Raw genomic sequence first — 26277 nt, forward strand, 5'->3', positions numbered from 1 at the left:
TGGCCAAGATGGCTGCCCCGATTGAAAACGTGTTCACTTTTTGGATTGGTCTCGGAGCTGGCCCGGGGTCGCTCGGGGCCGGTCGGACCCGTGGCGGGGTCGCTCCGCATCGTTCCCGTGCACGTCTCGACACACCTAGCGATTCTCCACACACCGCCTGCAGCCAATTTGCTATACTCCGAGAGCTTGACCGTCTTGGGGTGGGGCAACCCACGCCAAGACATCACCACCCCTGTCCTGGTCGGAAACCAGGACCGACAAAAGGAGCCCTGCAATGAAGCAAGGAATTCACCCTAACTACGTGGAGTGCACCGTCCGCTGCACCTGCGGGAACACGTTCAAGACGCGTTCCACCAAGCCCGAGCTTGTCATCGATCTCTGCGACAAGTGCCACCCGTTCTACACTGGCCAGCAGAAGCTCGTCGACACTGGCGGCCGCGTCCAGCGCTTCGCCAACAAGTTCGGTGGCGCCGCTCAGGCCAGGCTCGATGCAGCCAAGGCCGAGAAGGCTGCCAAGGCCGCTAAGGCCGCAGAGCAGGAGGCCGCCCGCAAGGCCACCAAGGAGGCCAAGGCTGCCGAGAAGGCCAAGCGTGCCGCCGAGTACGCCAAGAAGGCCGAGGCAAAGGCTGCTAAGGTTGCCGAGAAGGCCGCCGAGGCTCCCGCTGAGCCCGAGGCCACCGAGGCCGTAGCCGAGACTCCCGCAGCCGAGTAACGCTCGCTCATAGAAAAGGCACAAAAACGGGGAGGTCGACACCGGTCGGCCTCCCCGTTGCGTTGTCGTCCTGTGCGATGGCGCCCGCTGCATCCTACACAAGGCTGTCAGACCAGTTTGAGGCCCGAATCCGTGCCGGCATCGACGCCAGCGTCAGTTCCGCCAGAAGCCGCTGCGTTCGCAGCCTTGCGCATGACCTCCACGACCTCCTCCATGCGCTTCTTGGCCTCGTCTTCGGTCTCCTGCACGTAGGTGCAGTTGCACTCGGCAACCACTGCCTCGAGAGCCTTCGTACGACGGGCCGCCTCAAACAGCTGATCCATCTGGCTCACCGCCTTCGCGCGGGCGATGAGGGCCTGCGCGTCGGTGGGGGAGAGCTGCAGCAGGTGTGGCAGCTCGGTCTCGTCGACCTTGATGTTCTTCTCGCTTGCATAGGCGTCAAGCGCCGCCTCGTGCTCGACCTCCTTCGTGGCCTCGGCCTGGAGCATCGCATCGAGCTGGTCGGACCGCACGCCCATCTGCGCGAGAACGGCTTCCATGGGCTGGCCGGTCGTGGCGATTTTCTGCGCGATGTCCTGGAACAGCGTGTCTTTCACCTGCGCCACCTGGGATGCCGGGACCGACTGGCACAGGCGCTCGGCGAGCGCGTCGAGACACGCGTCGGCCTTCTGCTCCTCGGCAGAGTCCTCGCTCAGGGAGCTGAGATACGCGCGGGTCTGCTCGCGCAGGCGCTGCTCGTTCTCGATGCCATCGAACTTGTCGGCTACCCATGCGGGATCGGCGAGGTCCTTCTCGGTTCCGCCGGCCTCTCGCACCAGGCTTCGTACGGCAAGCTCGACCTCCTCGTCCGTGGTGTGGACAACGTGCACCTGCACGTCAACCGGTCCATACGAGGTGAGGGTGTAGAACGCCCTGTTCCCAATGACAAGCGGCTCGGGCTTCTGGATGGTCATGAATCCTCCTGACTGCGCGGCTGGCTCATGCGCGCAACTGACTTCAGGGCAGTATGCCCAACTTCTTGGGTGCCGCTGCGATAATGCGCCATCGAGCTCCAACTCCCCAGTTGGTACAATTTCGTCATACTCGCCTGTAAAGCCAGACAGGTCTTGCCGGCCCTCCAACTCCCCAGTTGGTACAATTCGGCGCAGGCAAGGGAGCGCGCGGCGGAGGTCTTGCCGGCCCTCCAACTCCCCAGTTGGTACAATCCGAGACGCGCGTGATGTCCATGTCCTCTAGTCTTGCCGGCCCTCCAACTTCCCAGTTGGTACAATTGGTGGCTCATCCAGCAGAGCATCGCGGAGGTCTTGCCGGCCCTCCAACTCCCCAGTTGGTACAATTGGGATTCGCCCATCACTGCAATACTGCCAGTCTTGCCGGCCCTCCAACTCCCCAGTTGGTACAATCGTGCTCATTGGCGAGTACGAGGACCAGAGGTCTTGCCGGCCCTCCAACTCCCCAGTTGGTACAATCCAGTGGGGACTATAGTATGTGTATCAAGAGTCTTGCCGGCCCTCCAACTCCCCAGTTGGTACAATCCAGTGGGGACTATAGTATGTGTATCAAGAGTCTTGCCGGCCCTCCAACTCCCCAGTTGGTACAATCGGCCCTCTCGTCAGCCTCGCGCTGCCTCAGTCTTGCCGGCCCTCCAACTCCCCAGTTGGTACAATAGGCCGGCCGAGCCCGTAGCAGGCGCACAGGTCTTGCCGGCCCTCCAACTCCCCAGTTGGTACAATCGCCGTGCCCTCATCGGCGTGCACAGGACCGTCTTGCCGGCCCTCCAACTCCCCAGTTGGTACAATCACGCCGTCCAGCAGCGCGACGGTGAGGGAGTCTTGCCGGCCCTCCAACTCCCCAGTTGGTACAATTTCGGCGTCACGATAGAGCTCTGCGAGGAGGTCTTGCCGGCCCTCCAACTCCCCAGTTGGTACAATCCGCGACGTGTGGGACCGCGAGGGGTGGCGGTCTTGCCGGCCCTCCAACTCCCCAGTTGGTACAATCTAACCCACTTGCACAGTTCAAGCGCGGCAGTCTTGCCGGCCCTCCAACTCCCCAGTTGGTACAATCGAGCTCGTCTGGCATTGTGAACGTGGGTGGTCTTGCCGGCCCTCCAACTCCCCAGTTGGTACAATTAAGTCACCAATTAGTGGATACATTAATCAGTCTTGCCGGCCCTCCAACTCCCCAGTTGGTACAATTTGGTCCCGTACAACCCCCACTTCCCCTCGGTCTTGCCGGCCCTCCAACTCCCCAGTTGGTACAATAACGAGACGGAGAAGGCATGACGACGTGAAGTCTTGCCGGCCCTCCAACTCCCCAGTTGGTACAATGGGTACGCCGCGGACTCCCACCGCTTGACGGTCTTGCCGGCCCTCCAACTCCCCAGTTGGTACAATGCGTCATGAAGCCGTCCGCGCACCAGACAGGTCTTGCCGGCCCTCCAACTCCCCAGTTGGTACAATCGGAGCGCCAGCGGGCCATCCGGGAGCACAGTCTTGCCGGCCCTCCAACTCCCCAGTTGGTACAATTGGTCGATGCGCTAGAGCGAGACAGGGCGGGTCTTGCCGGCCCTCCAACTCCCCAGTTGGTACAATGAACAGGCTCGACATGGTGCCCGGCAGGTAGTCTTGCCGGCCCTCCAACTCCCCAGTTGGTACAATTGTGCTCATAGACAAGCTGGAGCAGCTCGAGTCTTGCCGGCCCTCCAACTCCCCAGTTGGTACAATTCCAAACCAAAACACCCCCTGTGAGCAGGGGGTGTTTTGGTTTGGGGTGAAATAAAAATGGCGTTTGGAGTAGTCAAATGCTTCCTCCGAAGACCTTTTTCTGAAAACCGTTCGCAGAAAAAAAGGATCGCCCGCCGGCACCAGAGATGCTGACGGGCTTACCTTGCGGGTAATCGGAAAAGCGATTCCCTTGTCTAGCCGTGATTCCTTCCAACTCCCCAGTTGATACAAACCTTGCTAGACGAGGACATTATAGCTCAACGGTGAGGTGAGAATCCATGCCAAAGAGGACTGTTTGTATTCAGAACGCTGCGTCACTCTCCATAAAAAATGATGCACTTGCAATTTGCCAGCATGGAGAGCTTCGCGGGCTTATACCTCTCGAAGACATCTGGGTCCTTGTCATAGAAACCCACCAGGCCCAGATAACCACGGCTGCACTCTCCAAGTTCTCGGATGCTGGCATTGGTGTCATGTTTTGCGGCGACGACCATATGCCCAACGGACTCCTTCTCCCGCTGGGCGCGCATTCAAGGCACGCAGCGATTGTTGATGACCAGCTGGCCATCTCAAAGCCAATACAGAAGCGCCTTTGGCAGAGAATCGTTCAAGCGAAGATATTGAATCAGGCAGCGGTTCTCGATCTTTTGGGTCTGGATGGCTCTTCCGTTAGGGCAATAGCCAAGGACGTCCTCTCGGGAGATACGTCAAACAGGGAATCCGTTGCCGCAAGCGCCTATTTCAAAAAGGCTCTTACGGAAGGTGGTCGTCGTAACGGCCCCTTTACCGCAGCTCTTGACTATGGCTACACAGTCCTTAGAGCGGGCATTGGCCGTACGGCCGTGAGTGGAGGATGGCTCGTTTCGCGGGGCATCCACCATTGCAACAATCTCAACGCCTTCAATTTGGTTGACGACCTTATCGAGCCGTTCCGGCCAGTCGTTGATCTGCTCGTTATCCAGAAGGGCCTCGGCGGGACCTTGACGTCAGAGAGCAAGAGGGAACTCGCATCGGTTTTTGAGTACCTCGTCAGAATTCCGCTGGGAAGAGTTCCCGTTCAAGTTGCCATAGAGAACGAACTTGAGGCGCTTAAGGCAGCGGTGAAGGCAAACGATGTGTCTCTACTTGAGCTACCTGCGGTGATCCCGCTTGAGAAGGCGGGTCTGGAATAGGGGGCGATGATGAGAATCATGAGAATGCTAGTGCTGTTTGACCTGCCTACGGGCAGCAAGAAGGAGCGCAAGTCATATGCGGAGTTCCGGAAGTTTCTCATCAAGGACGGTTACCACATGGAGCAGTTCAGTGTCTACTCTCGCGTGCTGCTCTCTCGCGACAGCGCTGACGCCCATCTCAAGAGGCTGAAGGCCAACCTGCCCATCGCCGGCGCGGTTACCGTCCTTACGCTCACCGAGAAGCAATATGAGGGGCGAGAGGTGCTCGTAGATAGTCGGCCGAATGCCAGCCGGGCAAACGACCCTGGGCCTCAGCTCACTCTCGCGTTTTAGAAAAGTGCATCTGAGTATAATCGTATTACGACGAAATACGATTTGAGGAGAACGATAATGGCGATGGAAGCAACGACCATCCGCTTCGAGCTGGAGGAGAAGTCCTGGATTCAGGCATATGCCGACTTCGTTGGTAGGACGTTCTCCGATGTGGTCCGTGAGGCTGCGCTCGAAATGGTCGAAGACGCAGCTGACCGTCAGGAGTACGAGGACACCTTGGCCGTAGACGACGGCGTACGCTACTCGATGGATGAAGTCAAGCACATGGCAATGGAAGCCGAACGAGCTACGAGGTCGAATGGTCGCGCGCTGCGACAAAAGAGCTGCTTTCCATCGAGAAGAAGCAACGGTTGATGATTCTCAAATGGGTGGAAGAGAACCTCGCGAATAGCGAGGAGAATCCCAAGTCCATTCCTGGCTCCAAAGCGCTCAAGGGAACTAAGAACGGGTGGAGATACAGGGTCGGTAGCTACAGGATTCTAGCGACAATCAACGAGGGCAAGCTGCTCATCGAGGTCGTTCGGGTGGGGTATAGGCAGGGCGTGTACAAGAATCTGCCTAAGGAAATGTGACGAGTCGGGAGCCGTGCCTGGTTGGGCATAGCCCCCGACTCGTTTGGTTTATTCGCGCAGACGGAATGTTGAATCGTCCGGATTGATGACAAGGCCGTCATAGCAGTGGCCGAGGCAATCCTCTTGGAGGACGCGAACTTGGGTGTCTTGACCCCAGGAACCAAGAGAGGGCCAATCGGTCACTTCGTCTTTGGTCAATAGACTGGTGATACATAGTCGACAACTGTTGATGTTGATTCCCGCGAACCTACCGACATGCCCGCCTGCAATCAACACGTCACCGAAGAACAGAACTACCGGCCTCTGTCGCATCGCTGATCCCGGTACCGGCTCCCACGCGTTTCTCGCCACATGGATGGTGCATGCCCTCGGCACATGCGTCCCTGCCTTTATAGCAGGAATATCCGCATAGTAGACTGGCTCTGCGTACCACTTGCCCTTGACCTTGCCGTTGGGCCGGGCGTCCGGATCAAGCCAAAGCCGCAGGAAGGCCATTCCGTCGATGAGCTTGACCGAACCGTCGGGGCTGATGCGGACGTTACCTTTCTTGACGGTCTTTTCGCCTGCCCTGACTAGCGGATATCTGCCCTTGTCATCGGTAAAGCCCTCCAGGTGGTAGAGTGTGTCCTCAAAGACGCGTCCGGTGACACTGTGGTTGGCCATACGAACGGGTACTACGAAGGTACGACGCGCGATGACCTCTTCGGCGAAGGTGGGCCAAGGCTGGGTGTCAGCAAGGCGAGACTTGCGCAGCTGCTTGAACGTCTCGCGACCCTTTGAGCTTGCCTCGGCGACTTTCTTGACGGTGCCCTCCGAGCAGGCGGCTATTATCGCCGCGTCGACGGCGTGGTGCCTGTCGTCGTCTCGGTCTTTGGTGTTTCCTTGTCCAAAGTTGAGGCCCCAGACCCAGCGAAGGTTGCCGGTCGCGCCCCCGGCGACGGCAGTGACGTGCTTCTTGCGACCGTCCTCGGGGAACAGAAGGCAGTCTTCCAGATAGTTCTTCACGGCTACGGACATGTAGCGGTCGTCGTTGAGGTTGCGGGCAAGGAACTGAGCCTGCACCTCAGGGCCGAGGTCGGTGTTGAGAAGGTTGGCACGCTTGCGTGCGTACTTGACCGTGGCCATGACTCGATTGCGATACTCGTCCCAATCCGGCGCGCTTGGCTCTCCGGATGTCATCCACTCGTACGGTGTGCGCCCGCGCTTGTCCTGGTTGCTCTTGGAGAGCACGAGAACCTTGTTGGCCCGGCTGTCATCGCACGTCCTCGAGTAGGGGAGGATGTGGTCAATCTCGCAGTAGCGGTCGTCGCGTACGAGGTGCTCAAGATCGATGGTCGCCCCGGTGTATGCATCCTTCTCGCCCTGGTCTTCTCGCATGGCGAGCTTTCGCACGATGCGTCCCGGAACTTCCTCAGGGGAGCAGCCAAGAATGCCTGCGGCCTTTGCGGCCCACTTCTTGTTGGCCGCCTCGTTTGCGCGCTGGTTCTTGCTGACGGTGAGCTTCTCCCGTTTGGACATCTTGAGGTCACGTCCGAGCTCAATGTGAATCTCGTCTGGTACGCCGTGGATGCGAATGACTGCATTGACTATGTGGCGCATGCGACCCATGGCGCGCAGGACTACGGGGTTGCGGCAAGTCGGGTCATACTTGTTGTAGGGAGGGAGCAGCTCGGCGCGAATGCCCCGGTCGGCAAGGCGCAGGTCGAGAAGGCCAGTTGCCTTCTCCGCGTCCGTGAGGATTCGAATCTCCGGCTCCTCGAAGGCGCCGAGGAGTATTCCCAGGGCTTTGCGGCTGCGGCTTCCGTAGCCCTTGAAGAACTTGCTCGTAAACGGCACGCTGCTACACAGTGCCGTGCGTTCCTCCTCGGTAATGTCAAGTTGGTCAAGTCGCTCGTTGAGGCTCGCCTCGGTGCTGGCGAAGGTCAGCGCCTCGCAGATGTCATCTCCCAACTCGCGGTCCTCGAGCATTCGGGCGAGCAGGTTCTCGTGGTCCTCGCACAGCGCCTCGCGCAGGCAGCGCCAGGATTTTGGGGAGAATGGCTCGTCCTTCTCCTTGTCCTGTGATACGCCTTTGAAGACGTCCTTCCCGCTGAGGTCAAGGTCCTTGCGAATCGTGCCGTACGTGACCTTGCACCCCTTGTTTCCCTTGAGCGGTGAGGGGGAGAAGAGCACGTTGAGGTAGCCGTCAATCTGGTTGGCGGTGAGGCTCTGCTCGGAGCCGTCCTCATGCACGATAACAAGGTGCCCCAGCCTCTCGTAAGCGCGACAGAGCTCGGAAGAGACGTCCGTGTCGGCAGCACGCTTCTCTTCGGGGAAGTAGGAGCAAGACCCGACAAGCTCATAGACGCGAGCGTCGTGATCGACGGTCTTCTTCTCCCATTCGAGGCAGTTGACGTAGTTCCGTTCAAAGGTTTCCGAAGCCTTGGAGTTCCCCAGGGCGCGTTGCGCGGCAAAGAGCTTACGAACTTCGTCTTTGATTTGCGAGTTGTAGACGCAGAGGGAATAGTCACCGCCACGGTTGCGCGACTTTCCGTCGTTGGTATAGAGCATCTCGCCGACGGTGCGGTAGTTCCCCCTCTTCATGGTTGCCTCGTTTGCCTTGATGGCACTGAGGACCTTCTTGCCTTCTCCGTCGTCTGTCTCGCCCAGGCGCCCCTCGCCGTGTGGGATGTATCCACGGCGTCCGCAGAGCGAATAAAGCACTTGGGCAAACTCCCGGTCCGTGAGCTGGCGGTCGAGGCCGTTGGCACGGAGCTTGAGGATGGGCTTGTCGCCCTTCTTGCTTTGGAGCCAGGTTTTATCTGCGCCCTCCGGAATGAGGCCTGCGCCCTCAAGAAGTGCCAGGCAGTGCTTCATGCGCATTGCGGTGCGAAGCGTGTTGCGCCTGGCGCTGCGGGCGTTGCGCCGCGTGACGGCAAGGCTCGTCTTGGTTTTAGCCTCTTGCGGTGCGTCAAAGAGGTGGGAGCCCATCTCGAGAATCTTGTGGTTCGTCATGTCCAGGAGGCAAAAACCACAGCTGGCAATGCCGGGATCAAGGCCGAGAACCAAATAGGGACGGCTGGTTTCCATGGGCGCTCCTCTGATAGTTTGACGATTGGAAAAGTATGCTTGACGATTGAAAAGTATAAAAGCGCACCAGACATTAATTCGGGCTTCTCGGCAGATGGCCCATTGGCGGGAGACTTCGCTTTGGAAGAGGTGGAGTTGCCGAGCGAAGCCGCGGTTCGCCAGAACGGCGCCACCGCGAAGACTTCTCGCACAAAAATGGGGCACAATGAAGCACGCGAGAAGGACGCGCCCACGGTGCGGCGCACCTCGCGGAGAGGAACAAGGGGAGCATGGCAGACACAACCACCACCATCCACACGGACGTTGCGATTGTCGGCGCGGGACCGGCGGGCATATTCACGGCGCTGGGACTTATCGGCAAAGGGGACACGCGCTCCATTACCATCGTCGAGAAGGGACTGCCCGTCGAGAAGCGCAGCTGTCCCAAGGCCAAGGTGGGCCACTGCGTCCACTGTCAGCCGTGCCGCATCACCACGGGCTTCTCGGGTGCCGGCGCCTTCTCGGACGGCAAGCTCTCGCTCTCGCGCGAGGTGGGCGGCGACCTGCCCGACCTTATCGGTCACCAGTTCGCGCAGGACACCATCGATCGCGTCGACCAGATGTACCTCGACTTTGGCGCCGATCCGCACGTCGAGGGCCTCGGACATGCAGATGACGTTGTCGAGATTCGTCGCCGCACGATAAGCGCGGGCCTCAAGCTCGTGGACTGCCCCATCCGCCACCTTGGCACCGAGAAGGCCCAGCAGCTCTACGCACGCATCGAGAAGCACCTGCTCGATGCCGGCGTGAACGTCCTCTTCGAGACCGAGTGCGAGGAGGTCGTGGTCGAGGGCGGCGTATGCCATGGCCTTGTGGTGCGTAGTCGCGACGGAGAACGGCGCATTGTGGCTGGCGAGACGATCGTCGCCACGGGGCGCCGTGGCGCGAGCTGGTTTGGCACCATGTGTGACGAGCACGGCATTGGTCACGTGGCCGGCCCTGTGGACGTGGGCGTGCGCGTGGAGGTGCGCAACGAGGTCATGGAGCGTATGAACGACGTGCTCTACGAGTCCAAGCTCATCGGCTACCCCAATCCCTACAAGAACAAGGTTCGCACGTTCTGCCAGAACCCCGGTGGCTTTGTGAGCCAGGAGAACTACGACGAAGGCCTTGCGGTGGTGAACGGCCATTCGTTCAAGGACCGCAAGAGCCCCAACACCAACGTGGCCGTGCTCTGCACGCTCAACTTCAAAAGCCCCTTCGACAAGCCCATCCTCTACGCGCAGCGCGTGAGCGAACTCGTCAACATGCTGGGGGCCGGCCACATCCTGGTGCAGCGCTTCGGCGACATTCTCGACGGCAAGCGTACCTGGCCCAAGGAGCTCTCGCAATCCAACGTGGTGCCCACCCTGCCCGATGCCGAGGCCGGAGACATCACCGCCGCCATGCCCATGCGCCCCATGGTCGAGATCATCGAGTTCATCAAGGCCGTCGACCGCGTGGTTCCGGGATTTGCCTCCTACGAGACGCTGCTCTACGCACCCGAGGTCAAGTTCTACAGCAACCGCGTCCAGATGGACGAAAACTTCGACACCAACGTACAGCACCTCCACTGCCTGGGCGACTCTTCCGGCTGGACCCGCGGCCTCATGATGGCTTCGGTGATGGGCCTGCTCATGGGCGAGAGGCTTACCGACAGGGGCAAGTAGGGTAGGGCGTAGGGCCCTCGCTGTATTCGCCGCCACGTTGCTACCGCTTGCCGACGGACAACGCGGCAGGTTTTCTCTCTGTCTTAACTGTATTAAACTAAATGGTACAGTTAGGACGGATAATCGCTATCCAGCCATCCGGGCAGCAGGCCCGGCCGTTCACCAAGGGGTGGGAGGTGTCGTGATCCAGATAAGCTACCAGGACCCACGTTCCATCTACGAGCAGGTGCGCGACGCGTACCGCCAGCAGATCCTCGCCGGCGTGCTCGCGCCGGGAGATCAGCTTCCCTCGGTCCGCGAACTCTCGTCGCGTCTCGCCGTGAACCCAAACACCATCCAACGTGCTTACCGCGAATTGGAGCAGGAGGGCTGCATCTCGTCGGTGCGGGGCAAGGGAAGCTTCGTCGCAGACGTCTCGGGCGTCGCGGAGGCACGTCGCCGAGAGCTTCTGGAACAGTTCGACCAGCTTGTCCAAGAGCTCGAGTCTCTGGGCGTGACGCCCGAGGAGCTTGGGCAAAGAGTCGGGGGAGGCGAGAGGTGATGGCATCGGCCATTGAGGTCAGAAACCTGCGGAAGGTCTTCGACGGCACGCCCGCACTCGACGGGGTGAGCCTCACTGTTCCCGAGGGCGCGGTCTATGGGCTTGTGGGGCCAAACGGCTGCGGCAAGTCCACGCTCATCTCGCACCTGTGCGGCGTCATGCGTCCTACCTCTGGCGACGTTCTTGTCCTGGGCGAGAAGGTCTTTGAGAACCCCGTGGTCAAGGCGCGCGTCGCCTGCGTCCCCAGTGAGCCCTACTTCATAGGCTCCGAGAGCGCGGACGGCATGGCGGACTTCTGTCGTGCGGTCTTTCCTAGCTTTGACCTCGCGCGCTACTTTAAGCTGGAGAAGAACTTCGAGGTCGACCACAAAAAGCCGCTCCGCAAGCTCAGCCGTGGCATGCGCGCGCGGGCAGCCATCTGGCTTGCGCTCTCCATTCGCGCGGACGTCCTGCTTCTTGACGAGCCCATGGATGGCATCGACCCCCTCGCCAGGAGGCGCATGTGGCGCCTGGTGCTCGACGACGTTGCCGAGCGAGGCCTTACGGTGCTCGTGACCAGCCACAACCTGCGCGAGCTCGAGGGCATCTGCGACCACCTGGGCATCATGGACAAAGGCTCCATGCGCGAGGAGGTCGACCTCTCCCAGCCTTCGGAGAGCGTCGCAAAGGTGCAGGTGGTTCTACCCGGAGGCGCATCCCTGCCTGCCGGCTTCAACGTTATCAAGAAGTCCAACGAGGGGCGCGTACTCACGCTGCTCGTCCACGGAAGCGCGGGCGAGGTGCGAGAGGCGCTTGCCGCCCTGCACCCGCCCTATCTCGAGGTTCTTCCGCTCTCGCTTGAGGAGCGGTTCATCTGCGAGCTTGGAGGCGATGATGATGGCATCATGTGAGATGTACGAGGGGCATCGCGCTCCCTCACCGGTGGTCGGGCTCTTTCTCGACACCTGCCAGCGGTATGCATACTTGGGGGTGGGCTACCTTATCGTCTGGCTCTTCTGACTGGTCGGTCTGGCGCTGAGAATTGCTGGGCATACACCGCCCGCAGACCCCACGCAGGAGCTTGCGCAGTCCGGCGTGGGTGTACTGGTTCTCTCCGCAGCCGTCTCGTTCGCGGCTGAAAAATGGAGCCTTCTCGTGGATCTTTGACCGCAGGGCGGTGCAGCTCTATGGCATGCTTCCGGTGCGGAGAGAGGCGGTCTTCCTGGCAGTTGCCCTGGCGGGTGTGATTCCTCTCCTCGTCGCGGTGGGCATTTCGGGCTTTGTGTTTGCCGCGATACTCGGCTTTGGGCAGGACGCGGCCGCGATACTGCCTTGGATGACAAGACATGCCCTGCTCATCGTGGCCTTTGGTGGCATTTCTGCCCTGTGTCTGCAGTTGGCGGGCCGGCCTGCCTTTGCCCTGCTGTGTTATCTCCTTGCAAACTTCTACGCGTATGCGGCGCGGCAGTTTGCTGAGACCCTCTACAGCATCGTTGCGCCATCGGTGTCGTGGGCGTCCATCGAGGAAATTGACTGGGCAAGTCCGTTCGTGCGGCTCATGCAGGCTGTCGCCATGTGGGCAAGCACCTATCCCTTTCCCGTCCCCAAACTTGAAGTCGCTCTGACGCAGGTCCTTGTCATCTACGCAGTCGTCGGTCTTGCCTGCACGGCGCTGGGGGTGCTTGCCTTTTCCCGCCGCAACTTGGAGCGGGCTGGCGACGCATACGTGAGCCCCGTCGTGCGTACCGTGGTGAATGCGCTTGTCAGCGTCCTCATTGGGTTTGCTGCCACTGACCTTGTGCTCGCGATGTCACTCTCGAATGGCTATGGCATTCCCGCTCATGTGGCCTCGATGCTCTATGGCGTCTCCCCTCAGCTGGCGTGCCTGTTGCCGGTTGCCTTCTCGGTGCTGGTCTTTGCGATTGCTGAAGTAATTATAGGCCGCGGCATCAAAGCGCTGCACAGGCGCCTCCCGGCAATTGCGGCAACAGCGGGCGTCGCCCTTGTGGCGAGCGTTGCCTGCGTGGGGTCTGCCGTAGATGCTGCGACCTACGTGCCCAACCCCACAGACGTTCAGCGCGCAACTATCTCCTACGTTGCCATGCCCTTTGAGGGTGAGGAGAATGTAGGGCGCGTGTGCCAGCTGCACCGCGTGTTGATGAGTTCTGCTCCCGCTGGCGACAAGCCTGTCTCAACGAGCACCAGCACAGAAACGATTACGTACTGGATAAAGGACGGTACCAGCCTATCCCGCCAATACGTCATCCCCCTCAACGATGATGGCGAGCTGGTTGTCAGCAGCGAAGTGACGCAGGCCCTCGAGGACTTCGTTGACGACCCCGCAACCGAGAGGACGCTTCGCGCCCAGGTCGACGCCGCTCTTCTCGACGCAAGCTCATCGTACGTGATGCTGGACTACCAGGAGTATTCGAAAGACCCCCAGGATGATGCACCCTGGCATAGCGAAGCAATCTCCTCTGGGGATTACGAGGCCCTCCGCGAGGCGCTCAACCAAGACATCGACGAGCATGGTGCAGCGTGCGTGGTGCCGCTATATCAGTTGACGGCCGGCTTCTATGACTCCGCTGGCGCTTTTCGGTACCAGACAGCCACGGGAGACCTCTTGGGGACTTCGGTTGAGACCCCCTACCTCGCCAACGTTAGCCTCTACCCAACGGCGACGCCCGACGAGGACTCCGTTGGCACGACCATCTACCTCAGCGAGGGCGCGACGCCCCACACCGTTGCCTGGCTGCGCTCCCGCTACGGCCTCGAGTTTGCCGAGTGGTGAGCAACTCAAACTCTCGTCTCGCATAGCGCCCCGCACGTGCGGTTACGTGGACCGCGCGTGTGGGGCGCTGCCGCCTGAGTCGAAACACCCCTGCGGTGGTAGACTTTGCAATGCTGACTAGTCATGCCGCGTCACCGCACGGCATTCCGTACGCCGCGGCCCACTCGCAAGGAGAACTGCTATGCGCGACAAGCTCGAGAAGATCATTGCCGCGTACGAGGAGCTGGAGCAGAAGATGGTCGATCCGGCCGTTGTCTCCGACCCCAAGGAGTACGCGCGCATCGCCAAGGAACACGCCGACCAGGCCGCCCTCGTGGCCAAGGCCCGCGAGTACCTCCAGGCCCTCGATGACATCGAGGCAGCCAAGGAGATGCTCCACGAGGCGTCCGACGCCGAGGAGAAGGAGATGCTCCAGGCCGACATCTCCGAGAACGAGGCCAAGGTCCCCGCCCTCGAGGAAGACGTCAAGTACATGCTCATCCCCGGTGACCCCAACGACGAGAAGGACACCATCGTCGAGATTCGCGCCGGTGTGGGCGGCGATGAGGCCGCCATCTTTGCCGGCGACCTCTTCAACATGTACCAGCGCTTTGCGCAGTTGCGCGGCTGGAAGACCGAGGTGCTTGATGCCAGCCCCGGCGAGGCCGGCGGCTTCAAGACCATCGAGTTCAAGGTCACGGGCGAGAAGGTCTACTCCGTCATGAAGTACGAGAGCGGCGTTCATCGCGTCCAGCGCGTGCCCAAGACCGAGAGCCAGGGTCGCATCCAGACCTCCACGGCCACCGTCGCGGTGCTGCCCGAGGCCGATGAGATCGATATCGAAATTAAGCCCGAGGACCTGCGCATCGATACGTACTGCTCCTCCGGTCCCGGCGGCCAGGGCGTCAACACGACCTACTCTGCCGTGCGCATCACCCACATTCCCACCAACACGGTGGTGCAGTCGCAGGAGCAGCGCTCCCAGATCCAGAACCGCGAGGTCTGCATGCAGATGCTGCGCGCTCGCCTCTACGAGGCCGAGCTCGAGAAGCAGCAGGCCGAGCAGGGCGCCGAGCGCCTCTCGCAGATCGGTCACGGCAACCGCTCTGAGAAGATTCGCACGTACAACCAGCCGCAGGATCGCGTTACGGATCACCGCATCGGCTTCAATTCCACGTACAACGGCGTGCTTCTCGGCGACCAGCTGGGTACCGTGATTGACGCCTTGGCTGCGGCAGATCGCGCCGAGAAGCTTGCGCAGGCGGTGTAGGCGGGCGGCATGTCCAACCAAACATGGACCATCAAGCGCATTCTCGACTGGACCCGTGGCTACCTCGAGCGCAAGGGTGACGAGCATCCGCGGCTCTCTGCGGAGTGGCTGTTGAGCAATGTCACCGGGCTCTCCAGGGTCCAGGTCTACACGAACTTCGACAAGCCGCTTGCGCCGTCAGAGCTTGATGCCATGCACGATGTGGTGGTGCGCCGTGGTCGCGGCGAGCCCCTGCAGTACGTGACCGGCGAGATGCCCTTTCGCCACATCGTCCTGCACTGCGAGCGAGGCGTACTCATCCCCCGGCCCGAGACAGAAGTGCTGGTCGACGCTGCCCTCGAGGGCGTGGGCGCAGCCCCTCTCAGCTTCCCGGCCATTCTGGGCGAAGCGCCCGGGCCCGCGGAGAGAGCCAGACCTTCCGATCAGGACGACTCGCCCGAGGGCGAAGGACCTGGCGAGAAGGCCGCCGAGCCGGAGGAGCCGCCCGTATTGGTGGGGCCCGGCTGCCGCGTGCTGGAGGTTGGCACCGGTACCGGCTGCATTGCGCTTTCTATCGCAAGCGAGCGTCCCGGGACTCGCGTGGTGGCAACGGACCTCTCGCCACAGGCCGTGGCACTCGCCACGCGCAACCGTGACGCGTTGGGACTTGGGCATGCGGTCGCCGTGGTCGAGGGGGATCTTGCCTCTGCCGTGGACCCGGAGCTCATGGGCACGTTCTCGGTGCTTGTCTCCAATCCGCCCTACATCCCTTCGGCGGTAGTGCCCACCCTGCCACAGGAGGTCACTGGCTACGAGCCGGGCTTGGCGCTCGATGGTGGGGAGGACGGACTGGACGTCTTTCGCCGCATCCTCGAGCTGGCGCCCCAGGCGCTTGCGCCGGGGGGCATGCTCTGCTGCGAGCTTTTCGAGGACAATGTGGGGGCTGCCGCGGAGCTCGTGCATGCACAGGGCGGTTGGGCCAGCGCCGAGGTACGAGAAGACCTCACGCACCGCCCGCGCGTCCTTGTTGCCATACGCGCCATGGGCTGACGAGACGTTTTCGGACACCCTTTGCTCCCTGGGCGGTGCTGTGGTCTCCGAAGACGCCTCAGCAGCCCATGATAGAACCCAGGGATCCCGCACCAGCGTTCATGGGAGGAACCATGGCTCGTGTGATGCACGTGAATCAGGACAGCCCATCGCCGGAGGCACTCGACGCAGCAGCCGAGGTCCTCAAGTCCGGCGGCGTCATCGTCTCGCCCACGGACTCCGTCTATGGCCTCGTGTGCGCGGCAACGTCGGGAAACCCCGCCCACCAGAGCATCTTCGCCATCAAGCAGCGCCCCCGCACCCAGACGCTGCCCCTCTTCGTAGCAGACCCGGAGGACCTCCCCCGCTACGCAGCGGGTGTCCCCGCCTGGGCACACGCCCTTGTCCGCACGTACTGGCCCGGTGCGCTCACGCTGGTTGTTACCGCCACGGCTGCGCTTCCCGCCGAGTACCTCGCGCCCACGGGAACCGTGGCGCTGCGCTGCCCCAACTCGGAGCTCGTCCGAGAGCTGGCGCGTCGTGTGGGGCCTCTGGCCCAGACCAGCGCAAACACGCACGGCAAGCCCTCGGCAACCACGGGCGTGTCGGTCGATTCCCACATTGTCGATGCCGTTGACCTCACGCTGGATGGCGGCCCTGCGCCCATAGCCATTGCCTCCACCATCGTGGACTGTACCGGCCCCACCCCGCGCATCCTGCGTGAGGGTGCCATAACCGAGCGGGACATCAAGCGCATAGCCGCTGCCTAGCTCTTCTCGCCAGAGCACTGAGAGGTTGCCTTTTTGGTTGCCGTTTCGCAAAGACACGCCCGCATGAGCGAATGGTAACCGCAACGCACGCCCTCACGCGCTATCCTCTTGATAGGGTGCTGACGCAGGCGCCCGCACCAAGCAGAGAGGAGCCCACATGCGCGTTGCCATCGCCTCGGACCACGCCGGTTTCGACCAGAAGGGTCCTATCGTCAAGCATCTTCGCGAAGAGGGCTATGACGTTGTCGACCTGGGTCCCGTTTCGGGCGAACGCTGCGATTATCCCGATTTTGGCGACAAGGTTGGTCGCTACGTCGCGTCCGGCAAGGCCGACCGCGGCGTTGTCATTTGCGGAACCGGCCTTGGCATTTCGATGACCGCCGACAAGGTTCCCGGCATCCGCGCGACTCCCGTCCAGACGGTCCAGTTTGCCCAGCTCGCGCGTGAGCACAACAACGCCAATGTCATTGGCCTCTCGGGCCGGTTTGTGCCTCTCGAGACAAACGAGCAGATCGTCGACACCTTCCTCACCACGGAGTTTGCCGGCGGCCGCCATGAAGGCCGTGTCGAGAAGATCATGCGCGAGGACGATCCGTCGTTTGTCGGCGTCCCCGAGGAGTTCGGCTTGTAATGCGCCAGCACACCATCCTGTCAGCGTCACCACGGGCTGCCGAGCGGGCCCAAAAAGGAGAATGCAATGTACCTTGAGCACTTGAGCGACACCGATCCCGCGGTCGCCTCCGCCATTGGCGACGAGCTCACGCGAGAGCGCAACTCCATCGAGCTCATCGCCTCAGAGAACTTCGTCTCGCTTTCTGTGATGGAGGCCGTGGGGTCCCCACTCACCAACAAGTACGCCGAGGGTCTTCCGGGACACCGCTACTACGGTGGGTGCTGGGCCGTCGACGAGGTGGAGAACCTCGCGCTCGACCGCGTGAAGAAGCTCTTTGGCGCGGCCTTCGCCAACGTCCAGCCCCATTCGGGAGCCCAGGCCAACTACGCTGCCGAGGCAGCCTTCGTAAGACCCGGCGACACCGTCATGGGCATGGCCCTTGACAACGGCGGCCACCTCACCCACGGCTCGCCTGCGAACTTCTCGGGTAAGCTCTACAACGCGGTCTCCTACGGCCTTGACCCCGAGACCGAGCGCATCGACTTCGACGACGTTGCGGCAAAGGCCGAAAAGCACCAGCCCAAGCTCATCATTGCGGGTGCCTCGGCCTATCCGCGCGTCATCGACTTCGAGCGCTTTGCTCAGATCGCGCACGATAACGGCGCCGCGCTCATGGTCGATATGGCCCACATCGCTGGCCTCGTGGCCACGGGCCGTCACCCCTCGCCTGTCCCCTACGCCGACGCGGTCACCTCCACCACGCACAAGACCCTGCGCGGTCCCCGCGGGGGCATCATCCTCACCAATGACCCCGCCGTCTCCAAGAAGGTCAACTCCGCGGTCTTCCCGGGCTCACAGGGTGGTCCGCTCGAGCACGTTATTGCCGGCAAGGCCGTCGCCTTCGGCGAGGCGCTGCGCCCCGAGTTTGCCACCTACACCGACGCCATCCTCGCCAACGCCAAGGCGCTCGGCCGCGGCATGGAGTCGCGCGGCCTGAGGCTCGTGACCGGTGGCACCGATAACCACCTGCTGCTCGTCGATCTCACACCCGTCGGTGACGTGACCGGCCGCGATGCCGAGGCTGCTCTCGACGCCGTTGGCATCACCGTCAACAAGAACACCATCCCCGGCGAGCGGCGCTCGCCCTTTGTGACAAGCGGCATTCGCGTGGGTTCCGCGGCAGCCACGACGCGTGGCTTTGGCGAGTCGGAGTGCGAGCGCGTCGGCGAGCTCATTGGCGATGTTGTGACCAACCTCGGCGATGATGCCATTCAGGAGCGCGTTGCCGGCGAGGTGAAGGAGCTCCTTCAGATACACCCCCTCTACCCCGAGCTTTAAGCTATGGGAGTAGGCCCTGCGGGAAGGCCTTGATCAGAATGGCTAGCGAGAAGGGAAGCACATGGCGGATTATGACGAGAGCAGGCTCACGGTCGTCGACCATCCCCTGGTCCAGCACAAGCTCAGCATCCTGAGGGACAAGGACACGGGCACCAAGCAGTTCCGCGAGCTCGTGACGGAACTGGCAATCTTTGAGGGCTACGAGGCCATGCGCGACTTTCCCCTCGAGGACGTCGAGGTCGAGACCCCGCTTGAGAAGACCACCTGCAAGCGGATTGCCGGCAAGAAGGTTGCCATAATCCCCATCCTCCGTGCTGGCCTGGGCATGGTCGATGGCATCCTGACGCTCGTCCCGTCTGCGCGCGTGGGACACGTGGGCATGTACCGCGACCCCGAAACCCACGTTCCCCATCAGTACTACTGCAAGTTCCCGTCTGACGTCGAGAACCGCACCTGCCTCGTGGTTGACCCCATGCTCGCCACGGGCGGTTCGCTCACTGCGGCAATCCAGTTCCTGCGTGATGCCGGCGTGAAGGACATCCGTTGCCTCACGATCGTGTCCTGCCCGGAGGGCGTCAAGACGGTTCTGGACTACGATCCCGAGGTGCGTCTCTACACCTGCTCGGTCGATAGGTGCCTTAACGAGAATGCCTACATCCTGCCGGGCCTGGGCGACGCGGGTGACCGCATCTACGGCACCAAGTAACATGGCACTCTGGATTGCCTTGGGCGTGGCAGCAGGACTCCTCGCTGCCACGCCCGTTCTATATGTTCTCTGGCACGCGGCGAGAGGGAACAGGCCGTCCCTGGCCGCAGGGCTGGGCAGCATCCTTGCGTCATTCTTGGGCATCCAGCTCCTCATCCTTGCCGTTCACCTGATGGATTCAACCGTTACCCTGTCGTTTGGCGTGGCGTCTGCATCTTCTTTTCTCGCCGTAGCGACCGTCGCGGGGGTCAACGCATGGAGATGGCAGTCTCGAGGCTAGGGCGCTGCTCCCAACGCTGCCCGTCTTCAAGCATGTCTGAAATGTGTCAACCATGCGAATTTGGTGAGGTGGCGCGGTGGCGCGAGCATCGCGGGTGTTGCCGCGATTGTCATCGTTTTACCAGTTAAAATAGGGTATCATTGTTGCCTGTTGAACCATGTTCAAAAATTGGTACGAATTTGGCCTTTGCGTCCCACCAAAGTGCTAACATCCCTTTTTGCATTTCGGTCATCCGGCCTCTCGCCTTGGGAAGACGTGATCGTGGCTGCAGCAAGTGCGGGCTCCCGACTGTTGCCGTGCAAAAGAGCCACGAATGGCCTTTGGCATGGAGCGGGTAGAATAGGACCCGTGCGCGCATCTGCGGGCACCCGCAGAGGGACTGCCTCTCGGTCACGTGGAGGCGAAGTGTGGAAGGAAGGACGAATAGTGGACGCGCTTTCCAAGTTGCCCGACGCGATGGATGAGCTGCTCGATGGCTTCATGTCTCATGCGGTCGTCGGGGATACCACAGTCGGCCTCACCCAGTACATCTTCTGGATGCTCGTCGCCATCGCGCTGCTCTGCATCGTGATGTTCGTCTTCAAGAAGAAGCAGGCGAAGAGCCTCGTCCCGCAGGGCTTCTTCGTGAACGGCATGGAGTCCCTCGTCGAGTTCGCCCGCGACGACATGTGCAAGTCAATCTTGGGCGACACCTGGAAGAAGCACTTCCCGTTCATCGCAGCGCTCTTCTTCTTCATCCTCTTCAACAACATCGTGGGCATCATCCCCGGCTGCCACCCCGGCACCGGCACCATGGGCGTGACGGGCGCCCTCGCCCTGTGCTCCTTCGTCTACTTCATCGCCGTGGGCATCAAGCGTATGGGCGTCCTGGGCTACCTCAAGAGCCTGGCGCCCAAGGGCCTGAACCCGGTCATGGCCGCCATGGTGTGGGTCATTGAGCTGTTCTCCACGTTCCTGCGCCTCATCACGTTGGCCGTCCGTCTTTTCTGCAACATGTTCGCCGGCCACGTGGTCATGGGCACCTTCGCCATCCTCGCGTCGCTCTTCTTCGAGCCGCTGCTGCAGGGCATCTCGCTCGCGGCGATCGGCAGCGCCGGCGCGTCTATCTTCTGGGTTCTCATCCTCATAGTCATCTACCTGGTCGAGATTCTGGTCGCGGTCATCCAGGCGTACGTCTTCACGCTGCTCTCTGCCGTCTACATCCAGCTCGTCGAAGAGAAAGAGTAGCAAACAGGGCAACTAGCGGCGAGCGCCGCTTCTGCATAGTGTGACGTCAAAATCGCCTGAAGGTCAGGCGAGTGACAAAGGAGGAATCGTGGGAGTCATTGGTTATGGTCTCGGTGTTATCGGCGCCGGCATCGGCATCGGCCTCGCCGCTTACGGCGCAACCACTTCGATGGCCCGTCAGCCCGAGGTCCAGGGTCGTCTGTTCACTGTCTTCATCCTGGGCTCCGCATTCGTCGAGGCACTCGCCCTCATCGGCTTCGTCGTGACGCTGATCGCATCCTAGTGGGCGCGGCACTCACAGCGAACACCGAGTTGGAGGCAATATGAACAGGAACACTGAGGAGCTTGGCAATAAGCTGGCTGCGGCGCTCGCGGTCGGCGGGGCGGCCCTCGCCGTGCCCACCCAGGCTCTGGCGGCGTCGTCCATCAGCGGCCCGGACATCCTGCTGCCCAAGCCCGCGGAGTTCATCCCCGCGCTCATCGCCTTCCTCGTCATCTGGTTTGTCATGGCCAAGCTCGCTTGGCCTTCGGTTCTCGGGATGATGGAGAAGCGCCAGCAGAAGATCCAAGACGACCTCGACTCCGCCGAGAAGTCCAAGGCAAGGGCTGCCGCCGAGGCACAGAGCTACGAGGACAGGCTTGTCGATGCAAATCGGCAGGCAGAGGAGATTATCTCTGCGGCCAAGAAGGAGGCCGAGGAGGAGCGCTCCCAGATTCTCGCAAAGGCACAGACCGAGGCGTCCGACATCATCGCCAAGGCTCATGGTGCCGTGGAGTCCGAGCGCCGCAAGGCCACGATCGAGCTCTCGAGCTCTGTGGTCGACCTCTCCGTCGAGATTGCGAGCAAGATCATTGGCAACGACCTTACCGAGGGGCAGCAGCGCAAGCTTGCTGAGAAATACCTCGCGGAAGTGAGCGCCCCCAATGAGCAATAAGCGAGCCGGCGAAGAGAAGGTGGAGGCCTACACCAGGGCCCTGCTCGAGGCTGCCCGTCAAGAGGGCCGCGAGAACGCAGACCTGGTGCAGTGGCAGCATGCCAAGAAGTTCTCACCTGAGGTGCTGGAGACTCTTTCCGCCATGCAGGCCGAGGACGATGCTGGCCTTATCGACCAAGTCGCCAAGCAGTACAAGAAGCTCCTTGACAGCGAAGACAGAACCGTCTCGGTTACTGTCACGACGGCCGTCCCTCTAGACGACGAGCTGCGTGGCAAGATTCGCAGCCGGACTGAGCAGCTGCTGAACGCACCCGTCTATCTCGTTGAGCGCGTTGACCCCAGCATCCTGGGCGGCATTCTTCTCGAGGCGCGTGGGAAGCGCATGGACGCCTCGGTGCGTGCCCAGCTTGCGCACATCAGGAAGACGCTCTCCTCAGCATTCATCGGAGGTGAAGAGCAGTGACAGAGAACGAGCATGCTACCATCGACGCGCCAATCAACTCCGAGCGCATCATGAGCACGCTGCGTGAGCAGCTTTCCGCCATCAACGCTACGGTCGACCGCCAGGAGGCGTCGGTCGTTACGCAGGTGGGCGATGGCATCGCATATATCTCCGGCCTCAGGACCGCCATGGCCGGCGAGCTCCTGCAGTTCACGAGCTCCGCAACGGGCCGCAGCGTCTATGGCCTTGCGCAGAACCTCGAGGAGGACAGGGTTGGTGCCGTCCTCTTCGGCGACGTTGGCTCCATCAAGGAGGGTGACGAGTGCCGTACAACCGGCCGCGTCATGGACATCCCCGTGGGTCACGCAATGCTCGGTCGCGTGGTGAACCCTCTGGGCCAGCCCATCGACGGCCTTGGCCCCATCGATTCCTCACACCGTCGCCCCATCGAGTTCAAGGCCCCTGGCATCATGGCGCGCCAGCCGGTCTGCGAGCCCGTGCTCACGGGTCTCCTCGCCATCGACGCCATGGTCCCCATTGGCCGCGGCCAGCGCGAGCTCATCATTGGTGACCGCAAGACGGGCAAGACCGCCATTGCGATCGATACCATCGTGAACCAGCGCGACACGGACATGCTCTGCATCTACGTGGCCATCGGCCAGAAGGCCTCGACGGTCGCCGCGATTAGGGAGTCCCTGGCCAAGCGCGGTGTCCTCGACAAGACGGTCATTGTTGCCGCCACCGCTGCAGACGCCGCGCCGCTGCAGTACATCGCCCCCATGGCCGGCGCGGCCATCGGCGAGTACTTCATGTACAACGATGCCAACGGCAATCCCGCAGACGCTACGCACCCCGGCGCGCACGTGCTTGTGGTCTACGATGACCTCTCCAAGCAGGCCGTGGCCTACCGTCAGATGTCGCTGACGCTGCACCGCCCGCCTGGACGCGAGGCATACCCTGGCGACATCTTCTACCTGCACTCTCGCCTCCTCGAACGTGCATGCAAGCTGTCCGACGAGAACGGCGGTGGTTCGCTCACGGCGCTCCCCATCATCGAGACGCAGGAAGGCGACGTCTCTGCATACATCCCGACCAACGTGATTTCGATCACTGACGGCCAGATCTACCTGCAGACAAACCTCTTCTTCCAGGGTCAGCGCCCCGCTGTCGACGTTGGCATCTCGGTTTCGCGGGTTGGCGGAGACGCGCAGTACAAGGCAATGAAGCAGGTTGCCGGTACGCTGCGCCTAGACCTCGCCGCCTACCGTGACAAGCAGGCGTTCGCGCAGTTTGGCTCAGATCTTGACGCCACCACGCAGTACCAGCTCAGTCACGGTGCGCACATGATGGAGCTCCTCAAGCAGGGCCGCTTCTCGGCACTTGCTGCACCCGACGAGATCATCTCGGTCTTTGCCGGCAAGGAGGATTTCCTTGAGGACATCGACCTCGACCACGTGGGCCTGTTCCGCGACGGGCTTGCAAAGTACATGGCCGAGAAGCACCCCGCGCTGCGTGCCTTGCTGCTCGAGGGCAAGATCTCCGATGACCAGGAGCGCCGCCTCAAGGAGCACATCGAACACTACAAGGCACAGTTCATGCTGGAGCACCCCAACAGGGCCAAGGCGCACGACGTCGAGCACGCCGCGGAGAAGACCGAGGTCCCGGAGGGCGATGGCAAGAGCGGTGACGGTGCGGAGAAGGGCCAGGAGTAGCAACCTATGGCCAACCTTCGGGAAATACAGCGGCGCATGTCCTCCATCAAGAGCACCATGCAGATCACGCGTACCATGGAGATGATCTCCACTGCGCGCATCCGCTCGGCGCTCCAGAGGGCCGAGGAGGCCACCCCATACAAGGACGCCATCACCAACATGCTCGCCAACGTTGCATCGGCAGGGTTTGATGACTCTCAGCCCCTGCTCCGTGGGCGCACTACCGAGAAGAACGTCCTGTTCATTCTCGTGGCGTCTGACCGCGGCCTTGCGGGCGGCTTCAACCTGCTGCAGCAGCGTGCTGTCGAGCACGAGATGGCCGCCCTTAAAGAGAGGGGCATCTCGTCCGAGATCATCACCTGTGGCAGGAAGCCCACTGAGTACTTCACCTTCCGCAAGGTGAAGCCGGTAATGTCTTTCGTGGGCATCTCGTCCGAGCCCAACCATGACGAGGCCGACCGCATCGCCACGTACGTGATGGACGCCTACTCCTCGGGTCGCATCGACCGCGCCGTACTGTGCTACTGGCACGCTAAGAACCGCGTCGATCAGACCCAAGTCACAGAGCAGCTCCTGCCCGTCTCGCAGGAAAGGCTCATAATGCCCAATGCCCCGCGCACCAAGGAGGCCCTCTCTGAGGTCGGTCACAAGCACTATTCCGACTACACCTTCGAGCCCTCTGCGCAGGAGGTCTTGGGGTATCTGATGCCCGCCTATATCAAGACAGTCATCTTCCACGCGCTTCTCGATTCGGCTGCCGCCGAGCACGCCGCCCGTCGTCGTGCTATGCAGTCGGCCACCGATAACGCGAAAGAGGTCCTGAGCTCGCTCGGCCGCACCTATAACCGCGAGCGCCAGGGCGCCATCACCACCGAGCTGACCGAGATTATTGGCGGTGCGGCTGCATTGGAGGACAGCTACTAATGGCAGAAACCACCGAACAGGTGCGCACCCCTCTCGAGGAGGCCGCCTACAACAAAATCAACAAGAGCGTCGGCGAAGGGCGCATCGTCCGTATTGTTGGTCCTGTTGTCGACGTCAAGTTCGACGATCAGGTCCCTGCGATCTACACGGCGCTTACCGTCGACGACGAGACGCCGATTGGTCGCGTGAAGACGGTTCTCGAGGTCGAGTCCCAGCTCACTGGTGGCGTCGTCCGTACCGTCGCCATGTCCTCGACCGATGGGCTACAGCGCGGGCTGCGCGTCAAGGATACCGGCCACCCCATGATGATGCCGGCGGGTCCTTCGACTCTGGGCCGCGTCTGGAACGTCATGGGCGAGCCGGTCGACGGCAAGCCCATTCCCAACGACGTGCTGTATTACCCCATCCACCATCCTGCGCCGGCATTTGACGAGCTCACCACTCAAACCGAGATCTTCGAGACCGGCATCAAGGCCATCGATCTTCTCGAGCCATACGTCCGCGGTGGCAAGACTGGCCTCTTTGGCGGTGCTGGCGTCGGCAAGACGGTCCTCATCCAGGAGCTCATCAACAACCTCGCCCAGCAGCATGGCGGCACTTCCGTGTTCACGGGCGTTGGCGAGCGCACCCGCGAGGGCACCGACCTCTATCTCGAGATGAGCGAGTCTGGCGTCATCAGCAAGACCTGCCTCGTCTACGGTCAGATGAACGAGCCGCCTGGAGCACGCATGCGTGTCGCCCTCGCCGGCCTCACCACCGCCGAGTATTTCCGCGACCAGGGCCAGGACGTCCTGCTCTTCATCGACAACATCTTCCGCTTCTCACAGGCAGGTTCCGAGGTTTCGGCCCTTCTCGGCCGCATGCCGTCTGCCGTTGGTTACCAGCCCACGCTGGCAACCGAGATGGGCGAGCTGCAGGAGCGCATCACCTCCACCAAGGAGGGTTCCATCACCTCGGTCCAGGCCGTCTACGTCCCTGCCGACGACCTCACCGACCCAGCCCCTGCAACCACGTTTACGCACCTCGACGCCACCACGGTTCTTTCCCGCGCCATCACCGAGCTGGGTATCTACCCGGCCGTTGACCCGCTGGCAAGCTCTAGCTCCGCCCTTGACCCGTCAATCGTGGGCGAGGAGCACTACCGTGTGGCCATGAAGGTGCAGGAGATTTTGCAGGAGTACTCCGACCTCCAGGACATCATTGCCATTCTGGGCATGGACGAGCTTTCCGAGGAGCAGCAGCTTACGGTTGCTCGTGCCCGCAAGGTCCAGCAGTTCCTCTCGCAGAACTTCCACGTGGCGCAGAAGTTCACCGGCGTCCCCGGCGTGTACTGCACCGTCGACGAGACCGTGCGCTCCTTTGCGCAGATCATTGATGGCAAGTGCGATGAGATTCCCGAGCAGGCATTCCGCTTTGCAGGCAACATCGACGACGTTCGTGCTCGCGCTAAGAAGATGCAGCAGGACGCTGGCGAGAAGTCCGAGGGCTAGGAA

General features: G+C 61.8%; 26 protein-coding genes and 1 CRISPR repeat array. Of the genes, 24 read left to right on the plus strand and 2 right to left on the minus strand.

What is annotated here, in order from left to right; translation table 11 throughout:
* Positions 1-274 precede the first annotated feature (274 nt).
* On the plus strand, positions 275-712 hold the full coding sequence (gene rpmE / locus ACO59D_RS01245) for a 50S ribosomal protein L31 (protein WP_485125434.1): 438 nt from the start codon (positions 275-277) through the stop codon (positions 710-712).
* A 107-nt stretch (positions 713-819) separates the two neighbouring features.
* On the opposite strand, the gene ACO59D_RS01250 is transcribed toward rpmE, so the two are convergent.
* Positions 820-1665, minus strand: coding sequence for a trigger factor (locus ACO59D_RS01250; RefSeq protein ID WP_485125435.1), 846 nt, complete (start codon positions 1663-1665; stop codon positions 820-822).
* Between the two features lie 150 nt (positions 1666-1815).
* A CRISPR array of direct repeats spans positions 1816-3435; the repeat unit is 36 nt; unit sequence GTCTTGCCGGCCCTCCAACTCCCCAGTTGGTACAAT.
* Positions 3436-3713: 278 nt separating this feature from the next.
* On the opposite strand from ACO59D_RS01250, the gene cas1 reads away from it, so the two are divergent.
* The 4 genes from cas1 to ACO59D_RS01270 are packed head-to-tail and all read left to right on the plus strand — an operon-like array spanning position 3714 to position 5512.
* Positions 3714-4607, plus strand: a complete 894-nt coding sequence (cas1, locus tag ACO59D_RS01255) for a type II CRISPR-associated endonuclease Cas1 (RefSeq protein ID WP_485125436.1) — start codon at positions 3714-3716, stop codon at positions 4605-4607.
* Positions 4608-4616: 9 nt separating this feature from the next.
* Complete coding sequence (cas2, locus tag ACO59D_RS01260; protein WP_485125437.1) at positions 4617-4940, plus strand: CRISPR-associated endonuclease Cas2; 324 nt, start codon at positions 4617-4619, stop codon at positions 4938-4940.
* Between the two features lie 57 nt (positions 4941-4997).
* Entirely contained in the window at positions 4998-5294 is a 297-nt protein-coding gene (gene relB / locus ACO59D_RS01265) for a type II toxin-antitoxin system RelB family antitoxin (protein WP_485125438.1), read from the plus strand.
* On the plus strand, positions 5294-5512 hold the full coding sequence (locus ACO59D_RS01270) for a type II toxin-antitoxin system RelE family toxin (RefSeq protein WP_485125439.1): 219 nt from the start codon (positions 5294-5296) through the stop codon (positions 5510-5512). Before relB ends, ACO59D_RS01270 begins: the two co-directional genes overlap by 1 nt.
* Before the next feature lie 48 nt (positions 5513-5560).
* Here ACO59D_RS01270 and cas9 read toward each other — a convergent pair whose 3' ends face one another.
* Positions 5561-8581, minus strand: coding sequence for a type II CRISPR RNA-guided endonuclease Cas9 (cas9, locus tag ACO59D_RS01275; RefSeq protein WP_485125440.1), 3021 nt, complete (start codon positions 8579-8581; stop codon positions 5561-5563).
* 269 nt (positions 8582-8850) lie between these two features.
* Here cas9 and ACO59D_RS01280 point away from each other — a divergent pair, with 269 nt between their 5' ends.
* From ACO59D_RS01280 to atpD, 19 genes are all read left to right on the plus strand, one after another.
* On the plus strand, positions 8851-10269 hold the full coding sequence (locus tag ACO59D_RS01280) for an NAD(P)/FAD-dependent oxidoreductase (RefSeq protein WP_485125441.1): 1419 nt from the start codon (positions 8851-8853) through the stop codon (positions 10267-10269).
* A gap of 181 nt (positions 10270-10450) precedes the next feature.
* Entirely contained in the window at positions 10451-10810 is a 360-nt protein-coding gene (locus ACO59D_RS01285; RefSeq protein WP_485125442.1) for a GntR family transcriptional regulator, read from the plus strand.
* On the plus strand, positions 10810-11700 hold the full coding sequence (locus ACO59D_RS01290) for an ABC transporter ATP-binding protein (protein ID WP_485125443.1): 891 nt from the start codon (positions 10810-10812) through the stop codon (positions 11698-11700). Before ACO59D_RS01285 ends, ACO59D_RS01290 begins: the two co-directional genes overlap by 1 nt.
* A complete protein-coding gene (locus tag ACO59D_RS01295; RefSeq protein WP_485125444.1) occupies positions 11687-11809 on the plus strand; it encodes a hypothetical protein in 123 nt (40 codons plus the stop codon). Before ACO59D_RS01290 ends, ACO59D_RS01295 begins: the two co-directional genes overlap by 14 nt.
* A gap of 157 nt (positions 11810-11966) precedes the next feature.
* Positions 11967-13580 (plus strand): hypothetical protein, encoded by a 1614-nt coding sequence (locus ACO59D_RS01300; protein WP_485125445.1) that lies wholly within the window; start codon positions 11967-11969, stop codon positions 13578-13580.
* A 181-nt stretch (positions 13581-13761) separates the two neighbouring features.
* The gene (gene prfA / locus ACO59D_RS01305) at positions 13762-14829 is read left to right on the plus strand and encodes a peptide chain release factor 1 (RefSeq protein ID WP_485125446.1); all 1068 of its coding nucleotides are present in this window, start codon (positions 13762-13764) and stop codon (positions 14827-14829) included.
* 9 nt (positions 14830-14838) lie between these two features.
* Positions 14839-15858 carry a N5-glutamine methyltransferase family protein gene (locus ACO59D_RS01310; protein ID WP_485125447.1) on the plus strand — a complete coding sequence of 340 codons (1020 nt, stop codon included), beginning with the start codon at positions 14839-14841 and terminating at the stop codon, positions 15856-15858.
* Between the two features lie 113 nt (positions 15859-15971).
* Positions 15972-16607 (plus strand): L-threonylcarbamoyladenylate synthase, encoded by a 636-nt coding sequence (locus ACO59D_RS01315; protein WP_485125448.1) that lies wholly within the window; start codon positions 15972-15974, stop codon positions 16605-16607.
* A gap of 157 nt (positions 16608-16764) precedes the next feature.
* A complete protein-coding gene (gene rpiB / locus ACO59D_RS01320) occupies positions 16765-17238 on the plus strand; it encodes a ribose 5-phosphate isomerase B (protein ID WP_130811604.1) in 474 nt (157 codons plus the stop codon).
* 66 nt (positions 17239-17304) lie between these two features.
* Positions 17305-18558 carry a serine hydroxymethyltransferase gene (gene glyA / locus ACO59D_RS01325; protein WP_130811605.1) on the plus strand — a complete coding sequence of 418 codons (1254 nt, stop codon included), beginning with the start codon at positions 17305-17307 and terminating at the stop codon, positions 18556-18558.
* Positions 18559-18619: 61 nt separating this feature from the next.
* Positions 18620-19264, plus strand: coding sequence for a uracil phosphoribosyltransferase (gene upp, locus ACO59D_RS01330; RefSeq protein WP_485125449.1), 645 nt, complete (start codon positions 18620-18622; stop codon positions 19262-19264).
* A 25-nt stretch (positions 19265-19289) separates the two neighbouring features.
* Positions 19290-19544, plus strand: coding sequence for a hypothetical protein (locus ACO59D_RS01335; protein ID WP_485125450.1), 255 nt, complete (start codon positions 19290-19292; stop codon positions 19542-19544).
* Positions 19545-19970: 426 nt separating this feature from the next.
* Positions 19971-20771 (plus strand): F0F1 ATP synthase subunit A, encoded by an 801-nt coding sequence (atpB, locus tag ACO59D_RS01340; protein ID WP_130811694.1) that lies wholly within the window; start codon positions 19971-19973, stop codon positions 20769-20771.
* Positions 20772-20859: 88 nt separating this feature from the next.
* A complete protein-coding gene (atpE, locus tag ACO59D_RS01345; protein ID WP_091005940.1) occupies positions 20860-21054 on the plus strand; it encodes an ATP synthase F0 subunit C in 195 nt (64 codons plus the stop codon).
* A gap of 40 nt (positions 21055-21094) precedes the next feature.
* Positions 21095-21706, plus strand: a complete 612-nt coding sequence (gene atpF, locus ACO59D_RS01350) for a F0F1 ATP synthase subunit B (protein ID WP_130811607.1) — start codon at positions 21095-21097, stop codon at positions 21704-21706.
* Entirely contained in the window at positions 21696-22169 is a 474-nt protein-coding gene (locus tag ACO59D_RS01355; RefSeq protein WP_130811608.1) for a F0F1 ATP synthase subunit delta, read from the plus strand. The genes atpF and ACO59D_RS01355 overlap by 11 nt, the downstream gene beginning before the upstream one ends.
* A 50-nt stretch (positions 22170-22219) precedes the next feature.
* Positions 22220-23860 carry a F0F1 ATP synthase subunit alpha gene (gene atpA / locus ACO59D_RS01360; protein ID WP_371683379.1) on the plus strand — a complete coding sequence of 547 codons (1641 nt, stop codon included), beginning with the start codon at positions 22220-22222 and terminating at the stop codon, positions 23858-23860.
* Positions 23861-23866: 6 nt separating this feature from the next.
* Complete coding sequence (atpG, locus tag ACO59D_RS01365) at positions 23867-24784, plus strand: ATP synthase F1 subunit gamma (RefSeq protein WP_130811609.1); 918 nt, start codon at positions 23867-23869, stop codon at positions 24782-24784.
* Positions 24784-26274, plus strand: a complete 1491-nt coding sequence (gene atpD, locus ACO59D_RS01370) for a F0F1 ATP synthase subunit beta (protein ID WP_130811610.1) — start codon at positions 24784-24786, stop codon at positions 26272-26274. Before atpG ends, atpD begins: the two co-directional genes overlap by 1 nt.
* Positions 26275-26277: the final 3 nt, after the last annotated feature.

The sequence above is a fragment of the Tractidigestivibacter sp. genome (assembly GCF_057241865.1).